The sequence below is a fragment of the Paenibacillus melissococcoides genome (assembly GCA_944800085.1).
Taxonomy (GTDB): Bacteria; Bacillota; Bacilli; order Paenibacillales; family Paenibacillaceae; genus Paenibacillus_B; species Paenibacillus_B melissococcoides.
The window spans coordinates 1660373-1673810 of sequence record CALYLO010000001.1; the positions used below are offsets into that span (position 1 = coordinate 1660373).

At 55.8% G+C, this 13438-nt stretch carries 14 protein-coding genes; 5 read left to right on the forward strand and 9 right to left on the reverse strand.

Annotated features, from left to right (window positions below; all coding sequences use genetic code 11):
• Positions 1-77 precede the first annotated feature (77 nt).
• The gene (locus OCY70_RS07735) at positions 78-689 is read left to right on the forward strand and encodes an HAD family hydrolase (protein WP_213426791.1); all 612 of its coding nucleotides are present in this window, start codon (positions 78-80) and stop codon (positions 687-689) included.
• 134 nt (positions 690-823) lie between these two features.
• Here the strand turns inward: OCY70_RS07735 and OCY70_RS07740 are convergent, their stop codons facing one another.
• The 8 genes from OCY70_RS07740 to OCY70_RS07775 form a co-directional block, all read right to left on the reverse strand.
• Entirely contained in the window at positions 824-1864 is a 1041-nt protein-coding gene (locus OCY70_RS07740) for a polysaccharide pyruvyl transferase family protein (protein ID WP_213426790.1), read from the reverse strand.
• An 18-nt stretch (positions 1865-1882) separates the two neighbouring features.
• Positions 1883-3016 carry a glycosyltransferase family 4 protein gene (locus tag OCY70_RS07745; RefSeq protein WP_213426789.1) on the reverse strand — a complete coding sequence of 378 codons (1134 nt, stop codon included), beginning with the start codon at positions 3014-3016 and terminating at the stop codon, positions 1883-1885.
• Positions 3006-3728, reverse strand: coding sequence for a glycosyltransferase family 2 protein (locus OCY70_RS07750; RefSeq protein ID WP_213426788.1), 723 nt, complete (start codon positions 3726-3728; stop codon positions 3006-3008). Before OCY70_RS07750 ends, OCY70_RS07745 begins: the two co-directional genes overlap by 11 nt.
• Before the next feature lie 26 nt (positions 3729-3754).
• Positions 3755-3949, reverse strand: a complete 195-nt coding sequence (locus OCY70_RS07755; RefSeq protein WP_213426787.1) for a hypothetical protein — start codon at positions 3947-3949, stop codon at positions 3755-3757.
• Between the two features lie 16 nt (positions 3950-3965).
• The gene (locus OCY70_RS07760; protein WP_213426786.1) at positions 3966-4325 is read right to left on the reverse strand and encodes a hypothetical protein; all 360 of its coding nucleotides are present in this window, start codon (positions 4323-4325) and stop codon (positions 3966-3968) included.
• Between the two features lie 230 nt (positions 4326-4555).
• Positions 4556-5434 (reverse strand): sulfate ABC transporter permease subunit CysW, encoded by an 879-nt coding sequence (gene cysW, locus OCY70_RS07765; protein WP_213426785.1) that lies wholly within the window; start codon positions 5432-5434, stop codon positions 4556-4558.
• Between the two features lie 82 nt (positions 5435-5516).
• Positions 5517-6380 carry a sulfate ABC transporter permease subunit CysT gene (gene cysT / locus OCY70_RS07770; RefSeq protein WP_213426784.1) on the reverse strand — a complete coding sequence of 288 codons (864 nt, stop codon included), beginning with the start codon at positions 6378-6380 and terminating at the stop codon, positions 5517-5519.
• 38 nt (positions 6381-6418) lie between these two features.
• Positions 6419-7486: a sulfate ABC transporter substrate-binding protein gene (locus OCY70_RS07775; protein ID WP_213426783.1), complete on the reverse strand. Its 1068-nt coding sequence runs from the start codon at positions 7484-7486 to the stop codon at positions 6419-6421.
• Between the two features lie 902 nt (positions 7487-8388).
• Between OCY70_RS07775 and OCY70_RS07780 the strand changes: the two genes are divergently transcribed.
• Together OCY70_RS07780 and OCY70_RS07785 are read left to right on the forward strand one after the other, a co-directional pair.
• Positions 8389-10464: a DUF4855 domain-containing protein gene (locus OCY70_RS07780; RefSeq protein WP_249724604.1), complete on the forward strand. Its 2076-nt coding sequence runs from the start codon at positions 8389-8391 to the stop codon at positions 10462-10464.
• Entirely contained in the window at positions 10424-10933 is a 510-nt protein-coding gene (locus OCY70_RS07785; RefSeq protein WP_249724603.1) for a cohesin domain-containing protein, read from the forward strand. Before OCY70_RS07780 ends, OCY70_RS07785 begins: the two co-directional genes overlap by 41 nt.
• 112 nt (positions 10934-11045) lie before the next feature.
• On the opposite strand, the gene OCY70_RS07790 is transcribed toward OCY70_RS07785, so the two are convergent.
• Positions 11046-11345, reverse strand: a complete 300-nt coding sequence (locus OCY70_RS07790; protein WP_213426782.1) for a YerC/YecD family TrpR-related protein — start codon at positions 11343-11345, stop codon at positions 11046-11048.
• 329 nt (positions 11346-11674) lie between these two features.
• Here OCY70_RS07790 and hppD point away from each other — a divergent pair, with 329 nt between their 5' ends.
• Both hppD and OCY70_RS07800 read left to right on the forward strand, forming a co-directional pair.
• Positions 11675-12787 carry a 4-hydroxyphenylpyruvate dioxygenase gene (hppD, locus tag OCY70_RS07795; protein ID WP_213426781.1) on the forward strand — a complete coding sequence of 371 codons (1113 nt, stop codon included), beginning with the start codon at positions 11675-11677 and terminating at the stop codon, positions 12785-12787.
• 30 nt (positions 12788-12817) lie between these two features.
• A complete protein-coding gene (locus tag OCY70_RS07800) occupies positions 12818-13429 on the forward strand; it encodes a flavin reductase family protein (protein WP_213426780.1) in 612 nt (203 codons plus the stop codon).
• Positions 13430-13438 lie beyond the last annotated feature (9 nt).

Sequence of the window (13438 nt, forward strand, 5' to 3'; positions counted from 1 at the left end):
CATATTCAAGGCTTGACTTGAAATCCATTTCATCCTGTACGATAGGTTGCGAAGAAAGAAAGGGGAGGATGAATGGCATGTATCAAGCTTTTCTCTTTGATCTGGATGGCACCATTATCGATTCGGAGCTTATCGGGCTTCGTGCGCTTCAAGAGACGCTGGCCGAGCTGGGTCTTACGTATCGGTTGGACGAGCTTCGGTTCTCGCTGGGAATTCCAAGCTACAAAACGATGGAAATGTTAAACGTGAAAGACATTTCGGCCGCCATTAAAACATGTGTAGAGAAAGAAAAACCGTATATGAGCAAGGTTCCCCTTTTCGAGGGAATGCGGGACGTCATTGGCAAGCTTCCGGCATGCGGGATCGTAACCTCCAAGACGGCAGAAGAAATGAATGACAGCTTCTATCTGCTCGGCATCGATCATTATTTTCAGGCGGTTGTGTGCGCCAGTGATACGAGCAAGCACAAGCCCGACCCGGAACCGCTTGAATTGGGGCTGCGGCGAATGAATTGCCCAGCGGAGAACGCGATTTATATCGGGGACTCACTCTATGATATGAAGTGCGCCAAGGCGGCGGGAGTCGATTTCGGTCTCGCGCTGTGGGGGGCGAAGTCGACATCCGGATTCGAGGACGCCCGGTACATTTTCGAGACGCCGCTCGATATTTTGAAGCTGCTGCATCGGTAAACGGATGAATTCATGCGCGGCCGGTGCTGCTGACTTGCTGCACTGCCGCTCAGTTCATCTCGCGCACGATCGGCAGAGGCCATCCTTAAGCGGGATGGCCTCGTAAGGGCGACGTCATCAAGACTAACATTCGGTTAAAATAAACGCTCCAAAAAAGGCTTTTCCAAGCTTGCTTTCACTGCTTGCCGGTGGCTGCCGATTTGCTCCATAATCGGCCGCTTGTTGGCCAGCGCATAGGCGGCCGTGTAACGTATCCGCTCGGCGAGCTGCGTCGCGTCCGTGGAGATAGCCAGTTGGGGAAGACCGATGGAATGGGCGAAATCAAACGATTTGAACCGGTACCCCAAGCAAATGAAAGGAACATTCGCCGCCGCGGACAGAATGCTGGCGTGAAGCTTGAAATTGATGGTCAGGTCAAACCCTTTGATCAGCTGCATATATTTTTCATACGAATGCACTCCCGCATCATACACAACCTTGTCGGAAGCGCCGATCTTATTGCACAGCCGCTTGCATGCCTCCCGGTCCGGCCCCCACGCCGGGTACACATATATCTTGTAGCCTTCCTCGATGAGGAAGCGGGCTGCGGAAGCTACCTGATCCTCGACGTACGCTTCATCCTTGCCGTAAATCCGGTTATAGGATGTGCCCCAATTGATCCCGATCCATCGCTCTCCGGTCTGCCCGTCATCCGAATCTGCCGCTGGCGGGGACGATAGCATGGCGGGATCGCCGCTCAGTGTCACCCGATCCATCGCGACGCCCATTTGCCGCATATATTCGAATGTCCACGGCCCGCGCACACCGCAGTAGGCCGCATGATCGACTACTTCTCTCATTTTCAGGCAAAACCCTTCGCTTTCAGGAGGAGCATGGGAGCCGAGGCTGAGCGAGTGCAAGCGATCGTGGCCGCTGCCCCAGATGAGTACGCGTTTTTCTTGCCGCACGGCGTCATGCAAGATATCGAGATAGCCTGGTATGAGCAGGGATCCGCCTCCCATGACAATCGTGTCATACTTCGTGACATCTTTGATGTCGACTCCGGGTACCGAGGGAATGACCTGGTATTCCTCCGGGCTCAGATGAAGCTTCGCCAATTGCTCGAACATGGCTCGCATCCATTCATCGCCCAAATTATTGAATCCAATCCATGCCAGATACAATACTTTTTTCACGTTAATCTCACACTCCCGTCATTGGGTTCGGGCTTGAACGGCCGTATAGATTTCATCCATCCGCGCAACGATTTTATGGATATCAAAATGCTTCAAGGTCCATCTTCGGCCGTGCGCTCCCATTTCCTTGAGAGCTTCCCGATCGGCCATTGCTTTTTTCAATGATTCGGCGACTGCGTCTTCCGTCGCCCTGCATTCGGAATCATGGTCGCCGAAATAACAGTCCCACGCTTGTCCGTATACCGCCGGCGCGACGAGACCGAAGAAGCCGTGGTTGCCGACGGCCAGCACCGGCTTCCCGCAAGCCATCGCTTCGAGAGCAACCCGGCCGGTGCCCACTACGATATCCCCAAGCGCGTAATATTCACGAATCTGCGTCTGATTCCCGGCCATATGAATAAAGGTTTGTCCGGTATGATCATGGATGGCATCGACTATCTCGCAAATTTCGGAAAATTGGATGCCATCGCCGACCACGACCAGATGCAAATTCGGCAGCTCCGTGCTGCGCAGCCGTTCCGCCGCCTTAATCAACATCGTGCAGACGATAGCTTTGTCCCAGGCCAGCCGGCTTGCATAGACGACAACGTTCGCATCATCCGGAATCTGGAGCGACTTCCGCAGTTCATGAGAGGGCGCCGGGTAGAACGCCTCCGGGTCGATTCCGTTCGGCACCAGCAGGGAAGTGATCCCCATATCTTGCAAATAGCGCTGCACCGGCTTGCTTACAGAGATGACCGCGTCGCTGTATTGGGCCGTGCAGATAAGCTGTTCCTCGGGATAATAAGCTCCGTGAACCGTAAAGACGACAGGTATGTCCAATTCTTGGGCAGCCATGGCCGCATACATTCCCGACGGAGTTTGATGCACATGGACGACATCGATTTTGCGGTAACGCATAATCTGCTTCAAGGTGCGGATCGTCTGCTGCAGCGAGCTATCCAGCATAAAGGCGCCCGCAGTTAAATCGACGGCATGAATCGGGCATCCCGCTTGTGCGAAAGAATTGTACAGTAAGCCGCTCGCTCCGCAGTATACCGGCTTCACTCCTAATGCTTGCAGCCCCTTGACCAGACTTAGCACATGGGTTTCCGTGCCGCCGACGGCCAAGCTATCCAACACCATCAGCACACGGTAGCCTTTATTTCTCATTGCGCTTCAGCCGATTTTTTCCAAAGTATTTCCGGGACCGCTGATTCGGATGGCTGCGGTAATAATACAGAACATCCGGCAGATTAGCGATATTCAGGGGCTTTGCCTTCAACGCCTTGGCAATAAATTCATAGTCTTCCGCACCTTCTATTCTCCTTGTATGCCCGCCGATCCCATCGAACAGCTTCCCGCGAAGCATGATGGTTCCATGGCATACGCAGTGGCCGCCGTTGGCATATACTTTGCGTATTTGTTCCCCGTACCGGATCCAGCCCGCTCTTGATTTCGGCTCCAACAGACTGTGATGGAACACTTCATAGTTGGTTCCCACCACCTCGATTTCCGGTCGGCTCAGCAAGAAGTGAACTTGCCGCTCCAGACGTTCATGATGCGAAATATCATCGGAGTCCTGGGCCGCGATATATTCTCCCGCAGCCAAAAAGAAGCCGGTCGTCACCGCTCCGGCATAGCCGATATTGCGGGGCAGGGGCACCGTTATAAACGTGCGGTCGCCCAATTGCTCCCGATTGACCTCCAGCCAGTTCTCCACCTGCAGCAAAGAATCGTCTGTCGAGGCATCATCGACAAGAATGATTTCCCAGTTCGGGTAAGTTTGCCGTAGGAGGCCATCCAAGCAATCTGTCAAAAAAGCTGATTTGTTATAGTTTGTGATAACAATACTTACTAGACCGGGTACTCTCGGGTAGGTCATCATTTTCACCGCCTTATTTCAGCTTGTTATGAGATAACACGGACATAGGACACCATATGGAGTTGAAAGATGGCATACTGTCCATTGTCATATCCCGTCAACCGGGAAGTGCGGACAGTCAGCTTCATATCGTCGACGGATACGAGAATGCCTGTTATCAAGTCCAATGCGCTTGCCACCTGGACTTGCTTTCCAATCAATGAACGGAGCTTTTCTTTCATTTCGATCACCTTCCTCTTATTGAATTTGGAACGAGATGACTTGATTCAGGTGCACAAGCACGATCGATCCATCCGACTCTCTAATTTCTGCATAGTCCTCTCCAACCTCGGTGATAATGCCTTGAATCGTTCCCCCGAACGAGGTCAATTCAACCTGGCGATGAACGTATCTCTCGAGCGATGGCTTGAGCGGCGAATTCGAACCGCGATTCCCTCCGCCCCCCATCTCCTCCCGAATCGCGGTCCGAAGCGCTTGAACGAGCCTGTCTCCTTGCAGCTCGTCCCCCGTGATAGACTCCTTGACGGCTTGCTTCATGAGTTGAGCCATTCCTTCAAAATAACGTTGCAACTCCTTTTCGTTTGCTTTCAATTTCATAATATTTCACCCGCCTTTCATTTCCGTATTAATAGAGTATAAAAAAAGGAGAAGGCTTGACTAAACTTCTCTCTATCTTTTGGCAAATTGTTCGTTTGAACGATCGCGTGAGATGGGGAATGTGGCCGATGACCGAGGGGAGCCATGCAACTATATTATCTAGCAGGGTTAAAAGATAATAAAAAAAAGAACATCTATCGCAGATGTTCTTCGATAAGGCCGGACCGCGCTCAGGCGCGCGTCCGCTCGAGCCATTGCTTCGCCGCGAGCGTGAACAGCGCCAGGGCGACCAGCAGCGAGGCCGAGGCGAACGCGGCGGAGAACTGGTACTCGTTATACAGGATTTCCACATGCAGGGGGAGCGTGTTCGTCTCGCCGCGGATATGGCCGGATACGACCGATACGGCTCCGAATTCGCCCATGGCGCGGGCGTTGCAAATCATAATGCCGTAGAGGAGCCCCCATTTGATGTTCGGGAGCGTAATGCGGCGGAACATCGTCCATCCCTTCGCGCCGAGCGTGGCGGCCGCTTCTTCTTCCAGCGTGCCCTGAGCTTGCATGATCGGGACGAGCTCCCGCGCCACGAACGGAAAGGTGACGAACAGCGTGGCGAGCACGATGCCCGGGAGCGCGAACACGATCTGCACATCATGCGCCGCCAGCCAGGAACCGAACCAGCCGTGGGCGCCGAACAGCAGAATGAAGAGGAAGCCCGCAATGATCGGCGATACGGAAAAGGGCAGGTCGATGAGCGTGATGAGCCATTGCTTGCCGCGAAAGGCGAACTTGGTCAGGCACCATGCGGCGGCGATGCCGAATATCGTATTCAGCGGCACAACGATGAGGGCCGTCAGCAGCGTGAGCCGGATGGCCGACAGCGCATCCGGCTCGTTCAATGCCGCGAAGTAGACCTCCGCGCCGCGCTTGAACGCCTGCGCGAAGACGGCTGCGAGCGGGAGCAGCAGGACGAGACCGATGAAGCCGAGCGCGACCGCGATGAGCAGCCGCCGGACGAGCGGGGATTCGGTCGTGCAGCCGGCGCGGGGCTCAAGCTTGCGGGATGCCGGCGGCGGGGAAGGGGAGAAGGCGGCGGACGGAGAAGCGGCCATGCGTGTAATCCTCCTTCGAGCTGAAAGTAATGTGAATAACGGGCGGCTGCCCATGAATGAATTCGGCAGGCATTCATGCGCTTCATAACGAGGTCATGCGGCGCGCCGCCTTCCATTGCAGCGTATTGATAAGGAGCTGCAGCAGAAAGGACAGGATGAGCATGACGAGCGCGACGGCGGTGGCTCCTGCGTAATCATACTGCTCCAGCTTGGTCATGATGAGCAGCGGCGCGATCTCGGTCTTGTACGGCATATTGCCGGAGATGAAGACGACCGAACCGTATTCCCCGATGCCGCGGGCGAAGGCGAGCGCGAATCCCGTCAGGAGCGACGGAAGGAGCTGCGGCACGATGATGCGGCGGAAGACGGTCAGCCGCTTCGCGCCGAGCGTGGCGGCCGCTTCCTCGACCTCCGTCTCCCATGATTCCAGCACCGGCTGAACGGTGCGGACGACGAAGGGGAGACCGATGAAGACGAGGGCGATCGCGATGCCGATCGCGGAGTAGGCGCTCGGGATGCTGATCGCGTACAGCCAGCGGCCAATCCAGACGTTCTCGGCGTAAATTGTCGTAAGCGCGATGCCCGCCACCGCGGTCGGCAGCGCGAACGGCAGATCGATAATGCCGTCGATCAGCCGCTTGCCGGGGAACGTGTAGCGCACGAGCACCCAGGCGACGATAAAGCCGAACACGACATTGACCAGTCCGGCCGCGAACGCCGTCGCGAAGCTGATGCGATAGGCCGCCAGGACGCGCTCGTCGAAGACGGCGGCCCAGAACCCGCTCCAGCTCAGCTCAAGCGACTTCAGCACGACGGCAGACAGCGGGATGAGCACGAGCAGCGACAAATAGCCGACGGTGAATCCGAGCGTGATGCGGAATCCGGGCAGGACTGCATACGGTTTGCCTTTTTGCGGGGGCCGCTTTGGGGGTGATGTGGCAGTCATGGGGCATTGCCGCCTCCTTTTTGCAAGAGATTGAACGTTTACCGTTTATAGATTTCGTCGAACAGCGCGCCGTCGGCGAAATGCTTCTTGTGGGCCTCGGCCCAGCCGCCGAACGGCTCCTGGATGGTCAGCAGCTTCACTTGCGGGAAGCGCTGCTCGTACTTGGCGGCAACGGATTCCAACCGCGGCCGGTAATAATGCTTGGCGGCGATGTCTTGCCCTTCCTCGCTATACAAATAGTCGAGGTAGGCTTCCGCCGCCTGGCGCGTTCCCCGCTTATCCACGATCTCGTCCACGACCGCGACCGGCGGCTCCGCCAGAATGCTGAGGCTCGGCACCACGATCTCGAATTTATCCTTCCCCAGCTCGTTGGTGGCCAGGAACGCCTCGTTCTCCCACGAGATCAGCACGTCGCCGATGCCGCGCTCGACGAAGGTGGTCGTCGCGCCGCGAGCGCCGGAGTCGAGCACGGGCACATTGCGGTAGAGGCTGCGCAGCCATTCCTTCGCCCGCTCCTCGTCATTGCCGCTTGCCGCGAGCGCATAGCCCCAGGCGGCAAGATAATTCCAGCGCGCGCCGCCCGAGGTCTTCGGATTCGGCGTGATAACCTGGACATCCGGCTTCACGAGATCGCTCCAATCGCGGATGCCTTTCGGATTGCCCTTCCGCACGAGGAAGACGATGGTAGAATAATAAGGGGCGCTGTTGTCCTTCAACCGCTCCTCCCAGCCGTCCTTGATCAGGCCAGCCTGTTGGATGGCATCGATATCGTAGGCCAGGGCGAGGGTGACGACATCCGCCTGCAGCCCGTCGATAACGGAACGCGCCTGCTTGCCGCTGCCGCCATGGGATTGCTTCACAGTAATGGACTGCCCTGTCTTCTTCTGCCAATACGCCGCAAAGGCTTGGTTGTAATCCGCGTACAGCTCGCGCGTCGGATCATAGGATACGTTCTGAAGCACGATGGGCTCCGTGCCGCTGCCGTCCGTTCCGCCTTGGGCGTCCGTCTTCGCGCCTCCGGATCCGTTACCGCAGGCGGCCGTCAGGCTCAAGGCCGCGATAAGTGCCCATAGCATCGCTTTTTTTCGGTATAGTCTGCCCTTCATCTTGCATGCTCCTCTCTCTCGGCTGCTTTCAGCTTCATCGCTGCGCCGTCTGCAGCCCGCACTGTCTGATTTGTGTGCGCTCACGCTCATTTTAACTATATATCCGATAGGACAACTTGGTTATTATGGCGTATGCAAGTATGGTATCAGCCCTTTCGCGTGATAGTCAATAAAGATTTTCAGGAATGCAACTTATTCCCATCCCTGTCGAAAGAACCGTTCTTTCACGTCGTGAAAACGTTTTTGTTGATGCGGTTCCGGCAAGTGGAGGTCCGGTTTTATCCAAATTGCGCTTTAGGGAACAGGGCCTTTTCTCCTCTCGGTTTTGATAGAAGCAAATCTATGTTGGCGCAAGCATTTTGGGAGATTGGCGCTATCGAGGGATTGGCGAGATAAGGCAACCCGGAAGCAGGATAAATCGATTTCTTGCGTCGAAGTAGATTGGGGATGCAGTTCAAGCTGCGCGAGCGAATGCATGCGCAAGCAGTTGAGATTCGAGAGGAGGTCAGACATGAACGTCGGACATGCGCGCAAGGCGGCGGCAGACTGGGTCATGCGGCATGCCAGCCGGGAGGAGGGATTCATGGGCCATTATGGGCGAGCACCCGGACATCGTGGAGAACTAGCACTTTGCTGCCTTCCTGTAAGCATAAGATCTAACGGTAAGATCTTGCGGACAGAGAAGGTAAACAACTGTATATGAAAGTCATAAGAAATCTCTTTCCTCCGGGGGAGATGGTCTTTTATTGTCATAGTGAATACGCTTACATTACACGGCTTCGAAGGCTTCATGACCTGTGCGTCTCCGTAGAAGGGAGGGAATTGATATTTGTCGGGCGCGAGGCAGTCCCGCCTAGAGAAGCGGCATGGGGGATTGTAAACCACACTCAGGAGGGAAAATAATGCTATCTTTGAAAAAGAGAATATCCCTGGCCTTATGCATGATGATGCTGATCGCTTTCATCCCGGTTCCGAATGCGCATGCGGCCGAGAGCGAGCCGGAGCTCCGCAATCTGGCCAAGGACTCCATCTATGTATGGTCGGAGGCGCCGGATTACCGCTACCCGGATACCGGTAACAAGCTGACGGACGGCAAAACCGGCGGCACGAACGTGCTGGATCCGGCATGGACCGGACATTTGCAGAAGCAGACGCGGGAGATCGTATTCGATCTGGGCGAGGCGAAGTCGATCTCCAGCATCAAGTCCCACTTCCTTCAGGATTGGCCCGGTTCGGCCATCCTGTTCCCATTGACGGTCTCGATATACGTCTCGAACGATAACGTGAATTGGGGAGAGGTATCCCACAAGGCGACCGAGCTGCTGTGGGTCGACGGTCCGCCCAAAGATCAGTACTATGTGTGGGACGGAAGCAAGGATGGCATTCCTGCGGCGGGGCCCGATGCCAACATGGCTTATGGGCGCTACGTCAAAGTGATGTTCTCGATGCACCCGAAAGCCTGGACCTTCCTCGACGAGATCGAGATCATCGGAGCGGACGGCAAGCTGGAGGGCGCCAAGGAGGTGCCGGCCAAGTCGTTCGAATATTTGCGTCCGGGCGCGGATACGGCGGGAATCCGCAATCTGTCGCTCGTCTATAACGGATACTACAGCGATGTGCCGGAATGGACGAAGGATAATTTGATTCCCGAGATTGGCTATGTCAATAAAAACGGGGAGCTGACGGACTGGTTCTTCGACGGCGTGCTGATGCTCGGCTTGAAGTCGCCCGAAGGACGCGATTTCGGCTTGGACTCGCTCTTGCCGGACTGGAAATGGTACCTCGGCAAAACCTTCAAGCCGGAAGGCGATATGAGCCAGTTGAATGAAGCGGTGAAGGAAGTCGGGCAGAAGTTGAAGCAGCCGGACTATAAAATGAAGGTGGTGGGGATGATCCCGCTTCCGGCCGAGCATGTGACGGACTTCGGCGATGTGGACGGGGACGGCGTATCCGAGAACTTCAGTGAAGGAAGGGTCGGTCGGGAGCAAGCGTTGGCCAATCGGCAGAAGGCGGTCCGCTGGTGGATCCAGGAATTCCTCAAGCGTTGGGAGGAGAACAATTACTCCAACCTGGAGCTTGTCGGCCTGTATTGGCTGGATGAGTCGATTAGCACCAGCGAATCGGGTCCGGATTTCGTCCGCATGGTCAATGCCGATGTGCATGCGCAGGGCCTGACATCGTTCTGGATTCCGCACTCCATGGCGTATAAAGCATTTATGTGGAAAGATGTCGGACTCGATGCGGCAGCCTACCAGCCGAATTATTTCTTCGAGCCGCTGCCGATCGATCGTCTGATTGACGGAGCCAAGACGGCGAAGCGGTTCGGCATGGGCGTAGAACTCGAGTTCGACAACCGCATGCTGACGGACGAGGCATTCCGCAAGCGGTTCCATGAATATCTCGATGCCGGCTATGAGTATGGCTTTGCTGGCCCGGACACGTTCAAGGCATACTACAAAGGAAGCGGTCCGGTGCTGCGCGACGCGGCGAACAGCCAGGATCCGCAAATTCGCGAGCTGTACGACAGACTGTATCGATTCGCGAACGGCAAAAATACGGGCGGCAATACGTCGCCCGAAGCGTCGGACGCCTCGTTCCGCACGGCGGCCAATACCCCGGTAACCGGCACCCTCACGGCTGCCGACAGCGACGGGGATGCGCTGACGTATAGCATTGTCGACAACGGCACAAATGGCAAGGCCGTGGTGACGGATGCGTCGACCGGCGCCTTCACCTACACGCCGAATGAGGGAGAGACGGGCCCGGACACGTTCACCTTCAAGGCGAATGACGGTCAATCCGATTCGAATATCGCCACCGTAACGGTAACCATCGATTCGTCAGCGGCCGGATGGCAGACCCAATTGAGCGGGGCAAGCAACGTTCAGCCCGGGGCCTGGGGAGAAATTCACCGTTACGTACGGCTTGAACGGCGGCTTGCAGAACATCTGTGCGCAGGATATCCGAGTCGAGTATGATCCTGCCTTTATGGAACTGATGTCCGGCAAATCGGTCAAGAAAGGCGTAAGCCTGATTGAGAGCGACAAAAAGACGCCCGGCAAGCTGCATCTGATTGTGGCCAGCCAAGGCGAGGGCAACGCGGTGAACGGCGCGGCGGATCTGCTGGAGCTGACGTTCCGACTCAAGAAGGAGATCGGTTCGAAGACCGGCGTCATCTCTATCTCCAGCGCGGTGCTCGGCGATGAGCAGGGACGGGAAGCGCAGGCGACGCCCTCTTCGAAGACCATTCAAGCCGGGGCTTCGCTTCCCGGGGACTACAACGGGGACGGCAAGGTAACCGTTGGCGATCTGGCTATCGTCGCCTCTCATTACGGCAAGACGAAGCACAGCCCGGATTGGGAGCGGGTGAAGCATATGGATGCGAACGGCAACGGGAAAATCGACGACCAGGATTTGGCCTTCGTCAGCCGCAAGCTGATGAACTAGAAGGGGCCGACACGCGCCAAGCGCTTGCGCTTCGCATGTGTCGGCTCTTGTGCCGGCATAACAGCTGAATGAGACGGGGACGCGAAGAGCTTCCCGGTCCCGATTACTATTGCTATTGCTGCTGCTGTTCAAGCCTGCCGAGCATGAGCCGGTAACTTCCGTTGCCATAATGAAGGATTCGCTTGACGCGAGAGATAATGGCCGTGCTTGCGCCGGTCTCCGCTTCGATTTCCATATACGTGCTGCCGTTCAACAGCATTTTGGCGACTTCCAGCCGTTGGGACAAGGCCTGCAATTCTTTCGGAGTCGTCAAGTCTTCGAAAAAATCATAACATTCCTCGATGCTTTGCAGCTTCATAATGACCTCCAACAATTGCTCGATGGCCGGGTCGCCGGAACGCTTGGCATACATATCGTCCTATCAACTCCAATTCGAAATGAATACCATAAATGCGCATACTCCTTATTTTTTGACAAGAAGCCGTCTATTTCCTTCTGTTTGTTCAAAAAACATTCACAATTTCGAACCTTTCCGAAAAACAGCCTGATACTACTTGGTGATGCTTCAATGCGATAGCGTCCCGCTGCGGTTTATCCCTGCCGGATTCATGCGCCCGGGTGCCGCCGCGGTTCATCTGCCGCGCGTTGGAGCATGCTCGCGTTCGAGTACGCCTTTGCTAGATATTGGAATCCGTCATATACTCTCAGTGGCAGCAATCATGCGAGTGTAGGAGGGTGTTTATGAAAAAACAAGCGATTACCGAAAGAACGGAGCAAGAAATTTTCTCGATTCAGGACATCGACTACATTGAATTTTATACGGGGAACGCGAAGCAAGCGATGCACTATTTCGTCAAAGGGTACGGATTCCGTCCTATCGCTTATTCCGGCTTGGAGACCGGCAACCGGGAACATGTATCGTATGTTATCGAGCAGAACAAAATTCGGTTCGTTCTCTCCGGCGCTCTCTCAGACAATCATCCGATTGCCGAGTTCGTCAAATTGCACGGCGATGGGGTCAAGGATGTCGCATTGCGGGTCAGCAATGTTGAAAAGGCTTACAAGGATGCGGTCTCGCGCGGCGGAATCGCCATTATGGAACCGGCTGAATATTCGGATGAGCACGGCAAGGTGAAAAAAGCGGTTATTGGCACGTATGGCGATACGATTCATACGCTGATAGAGCGGGACGATTATAACGGATTGTTCCTGCCTGGCTATCAGTCGATCGAAGATAGCCTGCCGCACCAGCCGGCCGGACTGATCGGCATCGATCATGTCGTCGGCAACGTGGAGCGAATGGATGAATGGGTGGCTTACTATGAAAAAGTGATGGGCTTCAAGCAAATGATTCATTTCGATGATGAGGACATCAGCACGGAATATTCGGCTCTCATGTCCAAAGTGATGCATAACGGGGGCAGAATCAAATTCCCGATCAACGAGCCGGCGACCGCTAAACGCAAATCGCAGATCCAGGAGTATCTGGAATATTACAACGGCCCGGGCGTGCAGCATCTTGCCCTATTGACGAACGACATCGTCTCGACCGTGACGGCGCTGCGCGAGAACGGGGTGGAGTTCCTGAGCACGCCGGATACTTACTACGATATGCTGACGGAACGGGTAGGACGGATCGATGAGGATATCGCCAAGCTGAAGGAACTGAAAATTTTGGTCGATCGGGATGATGAAGGCTATTTGCTGCAGATATTCACGAAGCCGCTTGTCGACAGACCGACGCTGTTTTTTGAGATCATTCAACGCAAAGGAGCCGTCGGCTTCGGCGAAGGCAATTTCAAGGCCTTGTTCGAATCGATCGAACGGGAGCAGGAACGCCGCGGCAACTTGTAGCCCCGCGCCGCAGGAAGGAGTAGAAGCCGCATGGAAATTGCACCGCACGAGCTGCACTGGAGAGACGCTTATAAGCTGATGATAGGCTCCATCCTGCCGCGTCCGATTGCTTTTGTGTCCACGATCGATTCGGAAGGTACGGCGAATCTGGCTCCGTTCAGCTTTTTCACGGCCATCTGCGCGGAGCCGCTCCTGATCTGCTTCGCCCCGATGCGCCGGGGCACGGACGGCCGCAAGAAGGATACGCTTGTCAATATTGAAGCGACTGGCGAATTCGTGGTGAATATCGTCGGGGAACGGATCGTGGAGCCGATGAATGAGACGGCCGCGGAATTCGATCCGGAGGTGGATGAGTTCCAGGCGGCGGGCTTGACCCCGATCCCGAGCCGGCTCATTCGTCCTTGCCGGGTGCGGGAAAGCGCCATCCATATGGAGTGCGTGCTCCATGATATCCTTCATTTCGGCGAGCAGCCGGGCGCCGGCAGCCTCGTCATCGGCAAGGTCGTGCTGATGCATATTAGCGACGAGCTATATGCCGACGGCAAAATCGACATGGAGAAGCTGCTTCCGATCGGACGCATGGCCGGCCATGTCTACACCCGGGCCGTCTCCGACACCTTTATGCTGGAGAGAAAAAAGTAACGGCCACGG

Coding starts and splice junctions, on each gene's coding strand:
- hppD (WP_213426781.1), top strand. CDS start 11,675: ATGAAAAAACAAGCGATTACCGAAAGAACGGAGCAAGAAATTTTCTCG.
- OCY70_RS07780 (WP_249724604.1), top strand. CDS start 8,389: ATGCTATCTTTGAAAAAGAGAATATCCCTGGCCTTATGCATGATGATG.
- OCY70_RS07750 (WP_213426788.1), bottom strand. CDS start 3,728: ATGACCTACCCGAGAGTACCCGGTCTAGTAAGTATTGTTATCACAAAC.
- cysW (WP_213426785.1), bottom strand. CDS start 5,434: ATGGCCGCTTCTCCGTCCGCCGCCTTCTCCCCTTCCCCGCCGCCGGCA.
- cysT (WP_213426784.1), bottom strand. CDS start 6,380: ATGACTGCCACATCACCCCCAAAGCGGCCCCCGCAAAAAGGCAAACCG.
- OCY70_RS07760 (WP_213426786.1), bottom strand. CDS start 4,325: ATGAAATTGAAAGCAAACGAAAAGGAGTTGCAACGTTATTTTGAAGGA.
- OCY70_RS07800 (WP_213426780.1), top strand. CDS start 12,818: ATGGAAATTGCACCGCACGAGCTGCACTGGAGAGACGCTTATAAGCTG.
- OCY70_RS07790 (WP_213426782.1), bottom strand. CDS start 11,345: ATGTATGCCAAGCGTTCCGGCGACCCGGCCATCGAGCAATTGTTGGAG.
- OCY70_RS07735 (WP_213426791.1), top strand. CDS start 78: ATGTATCAAGCTTTTCTCTTTGATCTGGATGGCACCATTATCGATTCG.
- OCY70_RS07775 (WP_213426783.1), bottom strand. CDS start 7,486: ATGAAGGGCAGACTATACCGAAAAAAAGCGATGCTATGGGCACTTATC.
- OCY70_RS07745 (WP_213426789.1), bottom strand. CDS start 3,016: ATGAGAAATAAAGGCTACCGTGTGCTGATGGTGTTGGATAGCTTGGCC.
- OCY70_RS07755 (WP_213426787.1), bottom strand. CDS start 3,949: ATGAAAGAAAAGCTCCGTTCATTGATTGGAAAGCAAGTCCAGGTGGCA.